Source organism: Bacillus sp. 22446, from assembly GCF_052044955.1.
GTDB lineage: Bacteria > Bacillota > Bacilli > Bacillales > Bacillaceae > Bacillus > Bacillus altitudinis.
The window spans coordinates 400,323-418,493 of sequence record NZ_JBQEOD010000002.1 but is presented as its reverse complement, the minus strand read 5'-3'; the positions used below and the strand labels follow the sequence as shown (position 1 = coordinate 418,493).

The window sequence follows — 18,171 nt, the reverse complement described above, 5'->3', positions numbered from 1 at the left end:
CGTCCTTTTTAGTTAGAATTCTTTAAGGCTTCCCAGTTTTTCGCAAAGTAATCCCAGCCTGAGACAACAGTGAAGAACACCGCTACCCACATGGCAAGATCACCAAATGGGAATGATACAAGTTCAAACGGCAGGTTATGCAAAAGAAGTGCCGAAATCGCAATGATTTGCGCCCACGTCTTCACTTTTCCAAGCATATTGGCTGCGACCACTTCACCGCCTCCAGCTAAGACAAGCCTTAGGCCTGTTACAGCAAATTCACGGCTAATGATCACAATTGCCATCCATGCCGGTGTGAGATTGTATTGAACAAGTATAATTAAAGCCGCTGAAACAAGCAATTTATCTGCAAGCGGATCTAAAAATTTACCAAAGTTTGTAACTAAATTGAGCTTACGTGCATAGTAACCATCAATCCAGTCGGTTGTCGAAGCGACAATAAACAAGATCGCTCCAACAAGGTGAGTGACTTCGATGCTGACGTCACCAAAGCGCGCAACACCCCAATCTAATGGAGCAAGCATAATCAACATAAACACAGGAATCAAGGCGATCCTAGAAAGAGTAATTTTATTCGGTAAGTTAAACATGAATTCTAATCCTCCAATAAGGCATTTTTTTATGTATATAATAGTAGGAACAAAAGAAAAGTCATCTACTTGCTTAAGATGACTTTTCCTTTCCTTTATTCACAATCACAATGTTTTGTGTCATGGTGTTTTTAGGGTCTAATTCGTACTTCAGCGTTTCGTCATTGACTTTAATATCGATTCCCGATGCATTTCCTAAGCGAATATCGACTTGGGAAAGATCAGTCAAGTCTGTTTTAAACGATTCGCCATCTTTCAATTCACCCATCTTCAGCACTTTTCCAGATTCGTCTCTCACACGAAGCCATGAAGCTTGTGAGGCAGAAATGGTTAGCTCCATCTCTTCTGCACCTGATACTTCATACGTTGTCGTAGAACCCTCTGTATTCGTCGCCTTCAAAGAAACATCTTCATCGTCTTTAGATGAATCCTTTGAGGAATCGTCTTTTTCAGATGATTTTTCTTGATCATCTGACGAAGCTTTTTCCTTTTTCTTTTGATCCTTTGCAAGCGATGAATCCTTAGACACTTCGTATTTTGATTCTGATTGCTGAGGAGCCGCCTGATTATTTTTTTGTCCGCTATCATGATTAACCGCTTGAACGATCACATAAATGATAGCGATCACCACAAGGATCCCTCCAATGATTAAAATCGTCGGAAGCAGCTCCAGTACCTTTGAGGCAGGCTTTGGCAGCTCTCTTTGCGGTTTAATATTTGATAATTTATCAGACACTTCATCGTTATACGTACTTGGTACATCTTTACGAAACTCTTCGAACAATTGTTCAGGATTCAGTCCAACGGCTTCGGCATATTGTTTAATAAACGCTCTGACGTAAAATTTACCTGGAATGATATCATAGTTTCCTTGTTCTATTGCTAGCAAATAGCGCTTTTGGATTTTGGTAGCCGCCATCAAATCCTCCAGCGACATCCCTTTTTCCTCTCTGGCCTCAACGAGCCGTTTTCCCAATTCAGTCAAAACAAACACCTACCATTACCATATTAAAAATCGAAGCCAGAAAAACCAGAATGATCAAACACTTGTGGTTCTTCAGCGTGCTCGTATGTAATTTCTTCGTCTGCACTATTACGCAATTCAATGATGTAGTCGAAATCATCCATTGTATATTCTGAATTTTGAATAAAGATATCTGGATGCTCTACCACCTTTGTAGCAGGCAGTCTCATAATTTCTCTTAAAAGCTGCAAGTGCTTTTCAGAACCTCTTCTTGTCGACACAATCCCATCAATAATAAAGACGTTATCTGGGCTGTATTCATCTGCAATCAGCTGACTGCGAATGGTCTGTTTCAAAAGAGTCGACGATACAAACAGCCATCTCTTACTTGCACATACACTTGAAGCAACAATTGATTCTGTTTTTCCAACCCGCGGCATTCCACGAATTCCAATCAATTTATGTCCTTCTTTTTTAAATAATTCAGCCATAAAATCAACAAGAAGACCAAGCTCGTCCCTTTCAAAACGGAACGTCTTTTTGTCATCCGCATCACGCTGAATGTATCTTCCATGACGAACAGCTAAACGGTCACGAAGTTTTGGCTGTCTTAGTTTCGTTACTTTTATCGTTTCCATTGTATTTAAAATTGATTCAAGCCGCTTAATTTGTTCTGTGTGGTCACAGCGAAGAAGCATGCCGCGTCTTGATACATCAACACCATTAATTGTCACAATATTAATTGAAAGCATCCCCATTAAAGAAGAAATGTCTCCTAAAAGTCCGGGACGGTTCACCTGTATCTCATATTCAAAATACCATTCGAGCTTTGCCAAATGATATTACCCCCTTCATTGTGGCAAATTTTTACCTTCCTTTATCATAAAGCATTTTCACATTTTTAGAAAGCACAATGTTGTGAAACAGTTAAAATAAAAAGAGAGGCACAAACGACCCCTCTTTTTGTTTAGTGCGAGCTATTATTTTCAACCAGTTTGACCATCATATTGGCAATTGCGCGCTGCTCATCTTCTGATGCGACGCTCCAAAGGTCAGCAAGTACTCTTTCTTGCTCATTCTTTGCTTCAACTTCATTAGCCAGGTATCCGCCAATTTCATACGCAAGGTTATTGATAGTATCATCTTTTAAGCCTTTATCCTGCGCATGATTTAAACGGTCTCCTAAAAAGTTTTTCCAATGGTCCCAGTTCTCAAGTACTGACATGTCGATTCCTCCATTCGAAAAGATGAATTACAGCCATAGCTTTTGTCATGGAGTGACGAATTATACACGTTTTTTAACAGTACCAGCCGCCATTGACGGATAAAATTTGACCTGTGATATAACTTGACTGCTTGGAGGCAAGAAACCAAATGGCATCGGCTATCTCTTCAGGTGCGGCAAGACGGCCGAGCGGAATCTCCTCTTCCATCATCGCAAGGTCTTCTTGTGTGAAGCTTTTCATCATATCAGTTTGAACAGCACCTGGTGAGACTGCATTTGCTCTAATTCCACTTGGGGCAAGCTCTTTGGCAAGCCCTTTAATGAAAGCATTTTGAGCACCCTTGACCATACTATACAGTACTTCACACGAGGCACCCGTTTCCCCCCATATCGAGCTAACTGCAATAATATGACCTGACTTTTTTTGGATCATGGCAGGCAAAATAGATTGGGTAAGCTCATATGGACTTGTCACATGAAGCTGCACCATGCTGGCTAAAATTTCTTTTTCAGTATCTGTCACTAAACCAACATGACTCTTTCCGCTATTTAAAACAAGAATATCTGGATCAAGCGGCAGGCGGCTGACAAGCTCTGCTGCTCCGCCTGTTTTCGCTAAATCAGCTTGAACGACGTGCGTTTCTACTTGATATGTTTCTTTGAGATCAGCGGAAAGACGACTAGCCGCTTGTTCATTTTGATGATAATGGAGCATCAGATGGCAGCCTTCTTGGGCAAGCTTTTTGGCTGTCGCCTGCCCAATTCCGCCACTGGCACCAGTAATCAGTGCCCAACGACTCATACTTTGTTCCTACTTTCTTTATGGAATCCTTATTCTTTTCGTTTAAATGGGAACCAATTCGCTGATCCGAACAATTTGACCATCACAGGTACGAACAATGGTAGCACAACGAGTGCATACAATAAAAGCCCTGTGAGAACAAGTGTTGCAATCTGTAAGAGTGACAATACACCTGATGGCAGCATCGCTGCAAATGTTCCTGCCAAAATGACGGCAGCAGACATAATAACAGATCCCATATTTTTCATTGATTCAGTCATGGCAAACTGAATGTCTTTCGTTTTGTATTCATTGAACCGTTCCATTAAGAAAATCGAATAATCGACTCCTAGTGCCATTAAGATGACAAAGCCAAAGAATGGAACAGCCCAGTTGATGCCCGGATATCCGAAGAAATGGGTGAAAATAAATTCTGTTACACCAATGGCGGTAAAGTACGTTAAAATCAGCGATCCAACTAAGTAAAGCGGCATCACGAGAGAACGGAAGAGAATCACTAGTATTAAGAAAATACCGATCATCATGTAAAAAACCGTCTTATTGAAGTCTTGGTCTGACAACTGTTTTAAATCAGCGTTCATACTTGAAACACCAGATACGCCAAATGAAACATCTTTTAAGTTTGTTTCAGGAAGTGCACGTTTGACGGAAGCCTCTACTTGTTTAATCGTTTTCATTGCGTCGTTTCCATATGGATTGTCTTCTAAGATGACGTCAACCTTTGTCATCTTGCGGTCATCAGACATATAGGAATCGAACACTTGCTTGAATGCTTTATTTTTTAGGACATCTTTTGGAATAAACCAACCGGCCATGTCTTGATCTGGTGCGTTTTTCAGTTCATCTAAGTAGTCTCCTGCACCCATTAAGCCGTTTGAAATTTTCTCAAGTCCGTCGACACTTTTGTTTAGACCATCCGTCAGCTTGGTCAGATCGTCACCAAAGCCGCCAATTTTTTCTTTCATTTGTTTTTGACCATTAATGATGTCGCCGGCTCCATTTGCAAGTTTAGGCATACTATCAGCTAACTGCCCTTGGCCTTTAGACGTTTGATCTAGCCCGTTTTCAATGGCTTCTAAGCCAGCAATCAGCTCATCAATTTGATTTGTAAACACTTTTTGCTGCTCTGAAGCTTTTGCGATAAAAGCATCTGCTGCTTCAAGCTGTTTTTTTGCTTCTTTTGCTTGTTTTGCATAGCTGTCAGCCTGTTTGGCTCCTTCTTGCAAGGTAGTAGAAAGTTCGTTATATGAAGCCTTGATGGCTTGATATGATTGATTTTCTTTCACTTGCGGAATTTGCTCTTCAAGTGTACTGAACTGTTTATTCGCTTGACTGATCAAAGCTTTCACATCCGCTGCGGCAGAGGATGACGTATCGACTTGTGCCAATGCGGCTTTTAATTCTTTGGAAATGCTTTTATACAGTGCCACTTGCTGATTCACTTGTGCGACTTGATCTGTTAATTCCTTTTTCGCACCCTTTATTCTTTCTTTAATTTCAGAAACACCTTTTTTGTTTTGATCGATATAGGTTTGCAGATCTCTCATCGATTTTTCGACGTTTTGAATACCTGATTTTACGGATTCGGTTCCAGAAATCAATTTGTTAATGCCTTTTCCAGATGCTTTAATTTGTGGTGTTTGATCCTCGATGGATTTACTCATGGTTGTAAGAGCATCTTGGATCTTTTTCAACCCTTCGTTACTTTTATCAAGTCCGCTATTTAGCTCTTTGGCTTGAGATTTCACGTACAGATCATTCAGTCCTTTTCCAACAGGGCGTGTCGCACTTCTCACTTTACTCACGCCATCTGTTTGTTCAATCGCACGACTGAGTTTTTCAACAGCAATTAGACCTTCGTTATTGTCTAAAAGATCGGATGATTTCACGACAACGGTTGCTGGAAGGGCTTCACCTGGTCCAAATTTGTCAGAGATCGTATTAAATGCATTGACGGATTCGTATTTATTGCCGATTTCGTCTAGGTTGTTATATGAAAGTGTTCCTTTATACATAAGAATCGCTGGAAGGGTAATAATTGCAACGATTAGCAAGCTGAGAAGTGGTTTCTTAAATGAAAAACGGCCGGCTGTTTCCCACATTTTCGATTGCGGGTGGGCAATATCGCCTTTGATCGGCCAAAATAACACTTTTCCTAAAACCGCCATAAAGAATGGAACGACAGTGAGCAGTGCCACAATTAACACGGCGACACCAACCGCCACGGCGACAGCTGATTTATACAGTTGGAATTCAGCTAAACCGATACATGTAAAACCAATGAGGACAGCAATTCCGCTGAATAAAACGGTTTTACCTGCCGTCTTATATGTTGTAATAATCGCCTCAATCTTATCTTTTCCGTGAGATAGTTCTTCTTTAAACCGGCTTAGCAACAGGATGCAGTAGTCGGTTCCAATCCCAAACATGATGGCGACCATAAAAATTTGGGTAAAGGTCGAGAGCGGAAAATCAACATACTTTACTAGGTAAGCCACAATGGATTGACTGACCAAATAGGAAAGCGCCACGGCCACTAAAGGAACGAACGGTGCCACTGCGGATCTAAAGACAAGCACAAGAACAATTAAAATAAACCCTATTGTAATGAATTCTGTTTTTTTCAGACCTTCTTGTGAGCTTGTGATGACATCATCGTCAATTAGCGGCTGCCCTGTCATTTCAAATTTCAGGTTCAGGCTCTTAAGCTTTTCATTGACTCTTTCTTTAAAATCGGATGCTTTGATTTTGTTCGAGTCGTATGTAACTGGAACAAGAAGTGTTGTTTGATCTTTAGAGAGCATCTGTTTTTTGATATCTTTGTTTGCATCAAAATAAGAAGTGATGTCTTCAACATGGAGATCTTGATCCTTTTCTAAAATCTCCATCGCTTTCTTTAAAGAGGCTTCTCTTTCTTTGACGATATCCTTTCCTTGAAAGACAATGACGATCGATTTTTCCGTATCCCCATTTTCAGACATGTTCTTTAATAATTGATCGGCGTAGGAAGAGGGATAACCATCTGGAACAGAAATCTGCCCTTTTTCTTTTGTTAATTGCGCCATATTAGGAGCGGTGATTAATAATACAGCCGCTAGTACGACCCAAAGGATCGTGATCAGCCATCTACCCTTTATGATTGCTCTCATTACTATGTTGTGCCTCCTCTTCGATGATAATTTGATAAATCTTTTCATATGTTTGAATAAATGATTCGATTTCTTTTTCATCAAATTTTTCTAAATATGACCGAACAAGATCCTGAAGCTGCTTTTCCATTCGGCTGACCACTTCTTTTCCTTCGGGTGTCACATAAAGATGAACGTTTCTTCGATCAGCTTGATCATGCTCTCGATAAATATAATCTTTATTAAAAAGACGATTGGTCATGGATGTCACAGCACTTTTGTTGACATTACATTCGATGGCAAGGTCTGTTGATGTACATCCTGGGTGTAAATTGATGTATCGAAGCGAGTAATATTGATCAAGTGTCAGTTCTTTATCGAGCTTTTCCGTGATCATACTCGATACTTTTTTTTCCATCATGAGATAGACGTCCGCATATCTCTGGATGAGCTGGGCAATTTTATTTTGTACCATATGCTGCTCCTTTAGTTTGATTGTTTAACTATTAAAGAGTTTAACTAAATCCCCAAACAATTGTCAATCAATATCTTCGCATATAAAGCGATTTCTTTAGCTGGACACAAAAAAGACAAACTCTTATACGTTGAGTTTGTCTTTTTTTCATTTATTTTGCTTTCGGTACGACTTTAAAAACTGACATTCGTTCTTCATCAATTTCTTCGTCTAAGATTTGCTGAATATCTGTTAATTGGATTTGCTCCAGTACTGGCACGACATCAAATAAGCTCATTTCTAAGAATGCGTATCGAGTGAATTGATTGGCGATGTACTCCGGGGAGTTCATCGCTTTTAAAAAGCTGCCAATTTTTTTCTTGCGAGCAAGTTCAATCTTTTCTTCTGTGATCAGGCTTTTTGCTTGAAGAAGCGTTTCTTTTAATTCATCTGCGAGTTGATCAGGGTCATTTGTGTCTCCGCCAACTGAAGTAAAGCCAAAACCGCCTTCTTCCGTATAATCGTAACTGAATGTCTCATCAATCAAGCCTTTTTCATACATACGCTCATATTGCAGAGAACTTTTACCAAACAATGTCTCTAAAATAAGATTCATGCCAAGTTCATGTTTTAACAGTTCATTGCCTTTTTTATGAGGATTCTTTGTTTTTAATCCAAACATACATTTTGAGCCTTGTACGTTCATTGGAAGTTCATATTCTTTTCGGTACACACCTTCAGGCTCATTGATGTCTTTTCGTTTGATCTCTGGCTGGTCTGTAAATGGCTTTTTCGCCTGATTCGCTCGAACTTGATCTAATATTTGCTTCGGATCAACGGGACCGACAACAAATAGAAGCATATTGCTTGGGTGATAGAACGTTTCATAGCATTCATACAAATGATCTTTTGTAATCGGAGCGATGCTTTCTACTGTTCCAGCTATATCAATTCTCACAGGATGCTCTTGATATAGATTTTCAATCAAACCGAAGAATAAACGCCAGTCGGGATTGTCATCATACATGTTAATCTCTTGACCAATGATGCCCTTTTCTTTTTCGACCGTTTTTTCAGTAAAATAAGGTTCTTGCACAAAATCAATGAGTGTCTCAAGGTTTTGTTCGACATTTGAGGTGCTTGAGAATAAGTAAGCTGTTCTCGTAAATGTCGTAAAAGCATTTGCGGATGCTCCTTGTTTACTAAATGTATGAAACACATCTCCATCTTCTTTTTCAAACAGCTTGTGCTCTAAGAAATGGGCAATTCCATCAGGCACTCGGATCATGTCTTCTTTGCCAAGAGGCACAAATTCATTGTCGACAGAGCCGTATTTTGTTGTAAAGGTTGCATAGGTTTTGTTAAACCCTTGCTTTGGCAGTACATAGACGTCAAGTCCGCTCTCCATTTTTTCGTGATAGACCGTTTCTTGCAGCTGGTCGAATTGAATTGTTTTCACTGTCATGAAGCACCCTCCGTTCCTTTAAGAAAATAGGTCGTATCCCATTCGATTTTTTGACCCACTTTGATGATGTCCTCTTTTGTCACTCTGTCTAACGCTTCTAAAAAGGAATCGAGGCTCTCCCCTGTTGGCACGACGGCATGCTGATATAAGTATTCCGCTGTTCCATAAGACGTATCAATGGTTTCGAGCAGCTGATTTTTGACGACAGCCTTTGTCTGTTCAATTGCTTCATCAGAAAAATCGCCTTTTTGCATGGCATCAAATTGTTCTTTGATAATGTCTACTGCCTGCTGATAGTTGCCGACTTCAATTCCTGACATGACCATCATCAAACCTTTAAAGCTCTCAAGTCTAGAAACAGCATAGTACGCAAGACTTGCTTTTTCCCGCACATTGATAAATAGCTTTGAATGAGAGAAGCCGCCGAATATGCCATTAAACAAATGCAGCGCCGGATAATCTTCATCTGCTATCGTTGTATGTGTGCGAAAGCCAATGTTCAGCTTTCCTTGTTTTACGTCCTCTTCATCAATGACTTCTTTTGGCTCTATTTGTGATCTTGATGATTCGGTATTTTGTTTGACTGGCTCTCTTTCACTTGTTTTAAAGTATTGCGAGACCATTCGATTGATGTCTTGTTCATCAACGTCTCCCACAACATAGAGATCTAGCTGGTTGGACTTAAGTGCACGTTCGTATGCTTTAAAGAGCGCTTCTGCCGTAATCGCTTCGACGTCTTCCATTTCACCATTGACGTGCAGTGCATATGGCTCACCTTTACACATTTCCTGCACAAGTCTTAAGTTTGAATAGCGCATTTTGTCATCATAAACGGCTTGAATGCGCTGTTTCAATGTTCGTTTTTCTTGCTCAACGTACAATTCATGAAATACTCCGTTTTCCACGTACGGGTGGAATAAAAGTTCAGAAAGTAAGGCAATCCCTTTTTCTAGTAAAGGGGTTTGATCCTTTAAATATTTTTCATTCGCCATTTCTAGACGGAAGGTAATGATGTGATTTTCACCTTTTTTCGCCATGTCTGCGGAAACGGTCGCCCCATAGAGCTCGTCGAAATAAGCACGAAGCTCTCCCGTTTTCGGCATTTTTTCTGTTCCTCTTAAAAGCACATGCGGGAAAAGGGAACGCATGGTGACGTCATCTTTGGATAAAGGCGCAAGCATTTTAAAAAGGATCGTCACGGTTTTAAATTTTTCTGTTTTGACAATATGAGTATGAAGACCAGGTGTATCAAATGTCTTCTCTTGTAAGTACGTCATGAGAAACCTCCTTTGTTCATCCTATTTATTATGTATTAGAACATAGCTGATATATACGTGAAACAGCCATTTAATAGTCATTATATCAATCAGAGGAAAGGATAGGAAATAAAAACGCCTCTGCTAAAAGCAGAGACGCAGGTTGTTATTTCATTCTAAACGGCCACCAATTCCATTTTCCAAAGATGCGAACCATGACCGGGATAAAGAGTGGTAGAACAACAAAAGCATATAATAAAAGTCCAATGAGTACGACCGTTGCAATTTCAACTAATGATAATACACCCGATGGCAGCATCGCAGCAAAAGTACCCGCTAAAATAGCAACTGCTGAAATAATGACGGACCCCATATTTCTCATCGCTGATATCATGGATGCTTGAACATGCTCTCCCTTCCATTCATTAAAGCGATCCATCAGGAAGATCGAATAATCAATGCCAAGGGTCACAAGGATCACAAAGCTGAAAAATGGAACAGCCCAGCTGACACCATCGTAGCCAAAGAATGTTTTGAAAATCCATTCTGTTAAGCCAATGGATGTAAAATACGTTAATATGAGTGAAAGTGTTAAGTATATCGGCATGACGATTGACCTTAGTAATAAAACTAAAATAATAAAGATACCAATTAACATGAAAATAACCGTTCTGATAAAGTCACCGTCTGACGTTTCTTTTAAGTCAACATTTAAACTGGAGATACCAGATACACCGTAATTGGCATTTTTCAAACCACTTACAGGTAAATATTGATCAAGGGTTTCTTCGATTTTTGCTACACCTTTCATTGCTTCATTGCTGTATGGATTTACATTTAAAATTACTTCAAAGGTTGTTAATTTGCGATCTGGGGACATATACGTATTAAATATTTTCTTAAACTCATGGCGTTTCAATACTTCTTCTGGTATAAACCAGCCCGTTACTTCTTCATCTGGTGCTTCCTGAAGCTGTTTTAAGTAGCTGTCTGCCTCGGTAAAGCCGCTTTTTACTTGCTCAAGTCCGGAAATACTTTCATCTAATCCATCTGTTAATAGTGATAGTTTAGATGATAGCTGGTTAAACCCTTTTTTCACGGCTTTTTGGCCATCTGTCAGCTGATCTGCGCCATCTTCAATTTTAGGCATTTCTTTGATGAGCTGTTTTTGGCCTTTATTCGTTTCATCAAGACCATCATAAATTTGATCTAGACCTGTCATCAGCGCCTTTACTTGTTGTTTGATTTCTTTTTGCTTGCTTGAGAACGTTTGAATGACTTGATCTGCTTTCTTGATCTTTTGTTTAAAGGCAGATGCTTCCTCTTCATAGACACTCATTTGCTCTCCAGCTTGATCGAGCATTCCTTTTGTGTCTTTGAATACTTTTTTGATTTCTTTATATTCATTCATGTCTTTGATTTCTGGAAGCCGGTTTTCAAGCCCTTCAAATGATACGTTTTCATAGGATTGTTTCACTTTTTTAATCGTTGTCATCAGTTGCTCATTTGATGTTGCGTGACCTTCCAGTGTGCTTACGACTCGTTCAAGATCTTGAATCATGGTTTCACTTCTGCGGTATTCTTGCTCTAATTCTTTTTTCGCTTGTTTGATTTCAGTGCGAATGGTTCCTACGCCCTCTTTACTGCGCCTCACACCATCCTCTAAAGAAATGAGTGATTTCCTCACTTCTCCGATACCGCCTTTGATAGCTTTTGTCCCATCAATCAATTGATCAATCCCTTTAGCGGATTCTTCAATTTTTGGTTTTTGTTTGAGAAGTGCTAAGTTTGTTTCGGTCAAGCCATCTGTAATTTTCCCGATGCCCTCGTGACCTTTCCCAAGCTCTCCTCCTAGCTCTTTCGCTTGAGAGGTAACGTAGAGCTGACTTAACCCATCTCCAACTGGGCGAGTGACACTGCGAACTGCTTTCACTTCCTCAATGTCATTTAACTTACGGGTCAGTTTTTCAATCATGACGATCTTTTCTTGATTATCGAGCTCATTGTCACTTTCGACAAGCACATTCAGCGGCAGCGCTTCACCAAAGCCAAATTGCTCAGATATCGTATTAAATGCAGACACTGACTCATACTTTGTCCCAATCTCATTTAAACTATTATAAGAAAGAGTGCCGTCATACATCAGAATCGGAGGAACAGTGATGAGTGCAACTACACCTAAGCTGATGAGCGGTCTTTTAAATGAAAAGCGTCCAGCCCATTCCCAAATCTTACTTTGTGGATGACGAATGTTTTCTCTTTTAGACGGCCAAAAAAGGGATTTTCCGAAAACCGACATAAAAAAGGGAACGATTGTGACAAGTGCAATGAGCAGGATGCCAACGCCTACGGCAACGCTGACGGCTGATTGGTACAATTGGAATTTTGCGAAACCAATACTTGAGAAGCCGACTAACACAGCTAAACCGCTGAAAAAGACTGTTTTCCCTGCACATTGATACGTGATGATAATTGATTCTTTGACATCACGCCCCTGACCAATCTCCTCTTTAAAACGGCTTAAAAGTAATATACAATAATCCGTTCCTATACCGAACATAATAGCTACCATAAAAATCTGAGTGAAATTAGACAGAGGAAATGGTGTATATTCTACGAGAAAAGCCACAATACACCGGCTGACAGCATAAGAAATGCCAATCGTAATAAGCGGAACAACAGGTGCCAGTATCGATCTGAATACAATTATTAAAATAAAGAAAATAAAAATCATCGTAATAAGTTCAGTTTTCTTCAGACCTTGTTGAGAGCTTTTAATGACATCTGAGTCCACAAATTTTTGACCTGTCATTTCATATGAGACGTTGTAGGGCTTTAAAACTTCCTCAATTCGTTCTTTAACCTTCACAGCTTTTGTTTCGTAGTGGTCGAATTTGAATGGAACAAGAAGTGTACTTTTATCCTTTGATAAAAGTTGTTTTTGAATGTCACGATCTACATGAAAATACGAAGTAATTCCGTCAATGTGGAGTTCTGGGGCATGTGTCATGAGTGCAGCTAAAGCCTTTTTTAATTCCTGCTCTTTGGCAGGGAACAAATGTTGTTCGGAGAATACAATCACACCAGTATCTTTTTTCCCATTATGATCTGAAAGCTTATCCAATAAGTGAAGTGCCTCAGCTGTTGGTGTCCCCTCTGGAACCTTTAACTGCCCTTTTTCTCTTGTTAATTCCTCTAAATTGGGCGCAGTAATAAACAGAATCACAGCTGTTATCATCCACACCATTAATACAATCCATCTTGCTTTAATTATTTGCAACATAGCTGCTTCAAGCTCCTTCTAGTTCATCAATCAATTTGCTGTTTTTGAGCGTGTCTGAAGTGCTGACTTCGTCTCCTTCAACGTGCTAATGGCAGGATGACCTATTCAATTGTCCTTTCGTGTTGAAGAAACGCATATCCATCATCAGCCACGAGCTCAATTTCTGCCTTAAAACAAAGACAGAAAATGAATGTTTTTGAACACCTCCTATTTGGGATAATTTAAAAGATATTACTATACATTAGTTTAACTATCAAAATTTTACATGTCAATTTATAAAAAAGAAAAAAGATGGCAAAATACCGTCTTTTTTCTATGTTTAAACCGTTTTCAATTGTTCACTTTCATCCTTTTCATCTGGCTGGATGAAAAAGAGGACCAAAAATAATGAAATGAGACTACATATGGTCGATAGAATAAAAACGATGGAGTCTCCTTTATCCATAAGAAATGCGTAAATTGGAGGTCCTAAAGCAACACCGATAAAACGCATACTGCTATAAAATGACGTAATGGTTCCGCACTGCTCTTTTTCAATCCCTTCTGTTATCAACGCATCAAGTGCTGGAAGCACAATGCCAATCCCTACGCCGCCAATACTTAAGCAGACAAACAACACGTAAAAACTGTGATTCCACCATAAAAATAGATACGAAAGTGATAAAAGAGCCATACCAACGATGAGAAATATCCTCATTTTCCCCTTTTCTTTCCCGATTGTTTTCCCCGCAATATACGAGCTGATTGATAAGAAAAGGAGCGGGATACTTAGCAGCAAGCCTTTTTTGACACCCGTTATTTGATACGCCGCCTCTAGGTTATCTGATAAATAAAAGAGCACGCCAAAAAGAAGAAACATAATAAAACCGCCAATAGCAAAAATGGCATAAAGCCAGCGTCCTTCATGCTTAAAAATCGTCTTTGTTGATTTTAAAAACTCTTTAAATGTAGGCGGATCTTCCTCTTTCTTTGCGGATTCAACCATAAACAGTACCATCACAAAGCTGATGATTGAAAAGAATGGAATGAACCAAAACGGTACAAACCAAAACCAAGAAGCGAGAAGTGCCCCAATAATAGGACTTAGTACCTTTCCAGCTGTATTAGAAGTTTCAATTGCTCCAAGTCCCGCACTTACCTCTTCATCATCGTGAAACAAATCGCCAATAAATGGCATGACGACAGGTGCTGCCCCGGCTGAGCCAACTCCTTGAAGGACCCTGCCAAATAGAATCCACATATAGGGTTCTTTCATGATGGTTGAGGCAACAGCTGCCACAGCTCCTCCAAGTCCTGCGATTAAAAGACACGGCAAAAGTACCTTTTTCCGCCCAATTCGGTCAGATAAATAACCGGCAATCGGAATACACAAAATCGCCACTACGGAGTATACCGTAATAATGAGTGACACTTGAAAGGAAGTGATTGAGAGTTTCTTTTCTATCTCTGGTAATACGGGTATTAGCATCGAGTTCCCAAGTGTCATGATTAGAGGCACTGATGATAATGCAATAATATTCTTTTTACTGACTGTTTTCTCGCCCAACATCATTCACCCAATTCTATATACTGTTACGTATTAGTGTGGCATGTTTCACGGGTTTTATGTATGGGCAAACAAAAAGCAACCGCCTATGGAAGCGACTGCTTTGTTAAAATCGTTTACGTATGACATGGAAGCTGAATTTATCCGCTCGAAAATAATTGAGCGAGTATAAGACCGGCTGATCATCTTGATCATAGTGCATTTGTTTCAGTAATAGTAAGGCTGTTTCTGGGTCACATTCTAGTATCGGTGAAACCTGATCGTGATAACCAATCGGTTCGATGTCTGCCACTGCATATTTAATTCCGCTGTGCGGTTCTCTGCCAAACAGCTCAAAAAGCGATTCTTCCTCATGAGTAAAAGAAGCGGGAAGATGTTTGACCGGAATTTTATCTAAACAATAGACGACTGGCTGTCCATCTGCTGTTCGAACGCGTTCCATTGAAAAAACCTTCTCGGATTCATCACACTGAAAACGAATGACATCATTCTCTGTCGGCTCTCCTTCTTGTGAGGACAAAAAGATGGTACCTGGCGTCATATTGACCTGTTCAATCATTTTTGTGACACTTGTCAGCTGTTCAATGCCAGTAGAAAAAAGCGGTCTTGAGTTGACGAAAGTTCCCACACCATGCCTTCTAATTAAATACTTCTCTTCTTCTAATATACGAAGGGCTTCACGAAGGGTCGCTCTGCTAACGCCTAAAAGCTTTGAGAGCTCAAACTCAGAAGGGAGCTTTTCTTTTTCGGCATATACACCTGTTTGAATATCTTCTTTAATACGGTCAATCACTTTCAAATATAAATGGCGATTGTCTGTTTTGGTCGACATGTTTTCCCTCCGTCTAATCAATGCAAATGATAAGATGAGAAATCTCTATTCCGAGATAAGATGAACATAACTATATCACGTTTTTGCAAATAAATAAATAGTCTGACATCCAGTTAACATAATCAATATATCGTTAACTTCATGTTAGGAAAGCTCTCTTCGAATTATGAAGAGAGCTCGTCATGTTGTTCTTTTGAGAGGAGGACTTCTCTCGGTTTACTGCCTTCATATGGTCCGACAACCCCGCGCTCTTCCATTGCGTCAATAAGACGTGCGGCACGGGTATAACCGATGCGGAACCTCCTTTGCAGCATAGAAACAGAGGCCGTCTGCATGCCAATGATCAGTTCAACTGCTTCATCATATAAGTCGTCGTCCACAGCCCCAAGCTGATCTTGCGTTTCTTCACTCGGGATCATTTCTTCTTGATATTGTGCTTTTTGCTGCGTGATGACATGATCAACGACATGTTCCACTTCTTCATCTGATAAAAAGGCGCCTTGTACACGAACTGGTTTGTTCGCACCGACAGGTAAGAACAACATATCCCCTCTGCCCAGCAATTTTTCTGCGCCTCCCATATCAAGAATGGTCCTTGAATCGGTTTGTGACGATACGCTAAATGCAATACGGGAAGGGATATTTGCTTTAATGACACCTGTAATGACATCAACAGAAGGCCTTTGTGTAGCAATAATTAAATGAATCCCCGCAGCACGTGCCATTTGAGAAAGCCTTGTAATGGAATCTTCTACATCAGAGGAAGCAACCATCATTAAATCAGCAAGCTCGTCTACAATGACGACAATATAAGGTAGTTCTGGCTGCTTCGCCTCTTCTGATTGATTCATTCGTTTAATGTAATCATTGTACCCTTCAATATTTCTTGTGCCCGTATGAGAAAACAATTCATAACGGCGCTCCATTTCACTAACCACTTTTTTAAGTGCCTGTGAGGCTTTCTTAGGATCAGTCACAACTGGAGCCAACAGATGCGGGATGCCATTATAAACATTTAATTCAACCATTTTCGGGTCAATCATCATCATCTTCACTTCATGAGGTTTTGCTCTCATGAGAATGCTTGTGATAATGCCATTGATACATACGCTCTTTCCGCTTCCTGTCGAGCCAGCCACAAGTAAATGCGGCATTTTGTTCATTTCAGCCAGCACAGCTTCACCAGAAATATTTCGGCCCAGTCCGATGAGCAGTTTGGCATTTGGGCGGTCATTTTGTTTCGATTCTAAAACCTCTTTTAAAGAAACCATTGCAATTTCTGCGTTGGGAACTTCAATTCCGATGGCGGATTTACCAGGAATCGGCGCTTCAATTCGAATGTCTTTTGCAGCTAATGCAAGGGCTAAATCATCACTCAAGTTGACGATCTTACTTACCTTCACGCCGACATCAGGGTATACTTCATATTTTGTGACGGCCGGCCCTAAATGAACTTGTGTCACTTTTGCTTTTACACCAAAGCTTTGGAAGGTCTTTTCAAGCTTTCTTGCATTTTCATAAATATTCTTCTTATCTGTTTGCTGACCTGAATGCTGCGGCTCAGCTAAAATATCAAGCGATGGCAGCTCATAATCCTTATTTTCAAGCTCCGTGAACGTCATAGGCGGAGCTTCTTTCGGTTCATCCCCTGTATCAGGAGACGGAGTGCCTTGTACAGTTTCTTGAAGAGGATCTGGCTCTTTGACCGGCTGATCTTTTTGAACCGGCGATGTGAGCATGTCATCTCGATCAGCAAAACTTGAGATAATCGGCTGACGATTATCAGAAGCCTGCTCTTCTTCCTCGATCAAGATATGATCATGATCTTCTTCGGCCTCTTCTTGCAAGCGTGAACGTTTTTTCTTTTCACTTGTTTTCTGCGCAGGTGCATTCTTTTTCGCCTGCCTTATGCCTTTCATATCTTCAATAAATGCTTTCCACTGCTTCACCAAAAATTGTGATACAGGCAGCGTCACTTTTTTGACCATTTCTTGCAGTGACCGGTTTGTGATCAGCACAATTCCAATCAGCATTAGCACAATGGCCATGATTTGCGACCCTGCTTGTGCAAACAAGAAATAGGAGGCCGCAAATAATACAGCACCGATCATACCGCCTCCTAAATCGGGCGAGCCTGTCTCACCTTTCATATCCATTAAGAATAATTCAAACGTATTTCTGATCACACTTTGAGAGCCTATCACGCCTGCAGCTGAAAGATGCTGAAAAAGCTTCACATGTGACAAAAGCAAGATACTCGCAATGATGCAGTATAAACCTGCTTTTCTTCTTGTCAGTAAATCAGGAATTTGTTTTTTCCAAAAGATCGTCACACCAAAAAGAAATAATCCGATAAGGCAGAGAATAAACCATTCACCTGCAAAGAATCGGAATAGATGTACAAAGGTTTGTCCAACTACACCTAGCTGTAAAATGGCAATGATCGCTATGGCAATACAGACTAACCCATTTAGTTCATATTTCAGTTTTAGCTGTTTATTTTGTTTTTTTCTTGTTTTACGTTTTCTCTTTTTCGCCATACTCATCACCTTACTACAAAAGAAAATATAACCTACGAAAAGATCAGAAAGAAAGCAGCCTGGTTTTGGCTGCATCTTGTTGTAAG

The 18,171-nt window shown here is 40.1% G+C and carries 13 protein-coding genes; all 13 read right to left on the bottom strand.

What is annotated here, in order from left to right; translation table 11 throughout:
- Positions 1-8: 8 nt before the first annotated feature.
- Positions 9-590, bottom strand: coding sequence for a CDP-diacylglycerol--glycerol-3-phosphate 3-phosphatidyltransferase (gene pgsA, locus ACTJJD_RS06350; protein ID WP_008344688.1), 582 nt, complete (start codon positions 588-590; stop codon positions 9-11).
- Positions 591-663: 73 nt separating this feature from the next.
- Positions 664-1,575 carry a helix-turn-helix domain-containing protein gene (locus ACTJJD_RS06345; RefSeq protein ID WP_008344690.1) on the bottom strand — a complete coding sequence of 304 codons (912 nt, stop codon included), beginning with the start codon at positions 1,573-1,575 and terminating at the stop codon, positions 664-666.
- 23 nt (positions 1,576-1,598) lie between these two features.
- A complete protein-coding gene (locus ACTJJD_RS06340) occupies positions 1,599-2,390 on the bottom strand; it encodes a DUF3388 domain-containing protein (RefSeq protein WP_039166619.1) in 792 nt (263 codons plus the stop codon).
- A 131-nt stretch (positions 2,391-2,521) separates the two neighbouring features.
- Positions 2,522-2,779: a DUF3243 domain-containing protein gene (locus ACTJJD_RS06335; protein WP_003211590.1), complete on the bottom strand. Its 258-nt coding sequence runs from the start codon at positions 2,777-2,779 to the stop codon at positions 2,522-2,524.
- Positions 2,780-2,852: 73 nt separating this feature from the next.
- Positions 2,853-3,581 (bottom strand): elongation factor P 5-aminopentanone reductase, encoded by a 729-nt coding sequence (gene ymfI, locus ACTJJD_RS06330; RefSeq protein WP_041090430.1) that lies wholly within the window; start codon positions 3,579-3,581, stop codon positions 2,853-2,855.
- A gap of 29 nt (positions 3,582-3,610) precedes the next feature.
- A complete protein-coding gene (locus ACTJJD_RS06325; RefSeq protein ID WP_440608195.1) occupies positions 3,611-6,730 on the bottom strand; it encodes an MMPL family transporter in 3,120 nt (1,039 codons plus the stop codon).
- On the bottom strand, positions 6,708-7,184 hold the full coding sequence (locus ACTJJD_RS06320; protein ID WP_024720380.1) for a MarR family winged helix-turn-helix transcriptional regulator: 477 nt from the start codon (positions 7,182-7,184) through the stop codon (positions 6,708-6,710). Before ACTJJD_RS06320 ends, ACTJJD_RS06325 begins: the two co-directional genes overlap by 23 nt.
- A gap of 151 nt (positions 7,185-7,335) precedes the next feature.
- On the bottom strand, positions 7,336-8,628 hold the full coding sequence (yfmH, locus tag ACTJJD_RS06315; protein WP_440599952.1) for an EF-P 5-aminopentanol modification-associated protein YfmH: 1,293 nt from the start codon (positions 8,626-8,628) through the stop codon (positions 7,336-7,338).
- A complete protein-coding gene (yfmF, locus tag ACTJJD_RS06310) occupies positions 8,625-9,905 on the bottom strand; it encodes an EF-P 5-aminopentanol modification-associated protein YfmF (protein WP_440599953.1) in 1,281 nt (426 codons plus the stop codon). Before yfmF ends, yfmH begins: the two co-directional genes overlap by 4 nt.
- 145 nt (positions 9,906-10,050) lie before the next feature.
- Positions 10,051-13,167 (bottom strand): MMPL family transporter, encoded by a 3,117-nt coding sequence (locus tag ACTJJD_RS06305; RefSeq protein ID WP_440599954.1) that lies wholly within the window; start codon positions 13,165-13,167, stop codon positions 10,051-10,053.
- Positions 13,168-13,486: 319 nt separating this feature from the next.
- Positions 13,487-14,716, bottom strand: a complete 1,230-nt coding sequence (locus ACTJJD_RS06300) for an MFS transporter (protein ID WP_377836751.1) — start codon at positions 14,714-14,716, stop codon at positions 13,487-13,489.
- Positions 14,717-14,819: 103 nt separating this feature from the next.
- On the bottom strand, positions 14,820-15,545 hold the full coding sequence (locus tag ACTJJD_RS06295; protein ID WP_008344706.1) for a GntR family transcriptional regulator: 726 nt from the start codon (positions 15,543-15,545) through the stop codon (positions 14,820-14,822).
- A gap of 164 nt (positions 15,546-15,709) precedes the next feature.
- The gene (locus tag ACTJJD_RS06290; RefSeq protein WP_249670168.1) at positions 15,710-18,085 is read right to left on the bottom strand and encodes an FtsK/SpoIIIE family DNA translocase; all 2,376 of its coding nucleotides are present in this window, start codon (positions 18,083-18,085) and stop codon (positions 15,710-15,712) included.
- Positions 18,086-18,171: the final 86 nt, after the last annotated feature.

What these genes read in the sequence shown, in the direction of transcription:
- pgsA (WP_008344688.1), bottom strand. Translation starts at nt 590, where the DNA reads ATGTTTAACTTACCGAATAAAATTACTCTTTCTAGGATCGCCTTGATT.
- ACTJJD_RS06295 (WP_008344706.1), bottom strand. Translation starts at nt 15,545, where the DNA reads ATGTCGACCAAAACAGACAATCGCCATTTATATTTGAAAGTGATTGAC.
- ymfI (WP_041090430.1), bottom strand. Translation starts at nt 3,581, where the DNA reads ATGAGTCGTTGGGCACTGATTACTGGTGCCAGTGGCGGAATTGGGCAG.
- yfmF (WP_440599953.1), bottom strand. Translation starts at nt 9,905, where the DNA reads ATGACGTACTTACAAGAGAAGACATTTGATACACCTGGTCTTCATACT.
- ACTJJD_RS06335 (WP_003211590.1), bottom strand. Translation starts at nt 2,779, where the DNA reads ATGTCAGTACTTGAGAACTGGGACCATTGGAAAAACTTTTTAGGAGAC.
- ACTJJD_RS06300 (WP_377836751.1), bottom strand. Translation starts at nt 14,716, where the DNA reads ATGTTGGGCGAGAAAACAGTCAGTAAAAAGAATATTATTGCATTATCA.
- ACTJJD_RS06320 (WP_024720380.1), bottom strand. Translation starts at nt 7,184, where the DNA reads ATGGTACAAAATAAAATTGCCCAGCTCATCCAGAGATATGCGGACGTC.
- ACTJJD_RS06325 (WP_440608195.1), bottom strand. Translation starts at nt 6,730, where the DNA reads ATGAGAGCAATCATAAAGGGTAGATGGCTGATCACGATCCTTTGGGTC.
- ACTJJD_RS06290 (WP_249670168.1), bottom strand. Translation starts at nt 18,085, where the DNA reads ATGGCGAAAAAGAGAAAACGTAAAACAAGAAAAAAACAAAATAAACAG.
- yfmH (WP_440599952.1), bottom strand. Translation starts at nt 8,628, where the DNA reads ATGACAGTGAAAACAATTCAATTCGACCAGCTGCAAGAAACGGTCTAT.
- ACTJJD_RS06305 (WP_440599954.1), bottom strand. Translation starts at nt 13,167, where the DNA reads ATGTTGCAAATAATTAAAGCAAGATGGATTGTATTAATGGTGTGGATG.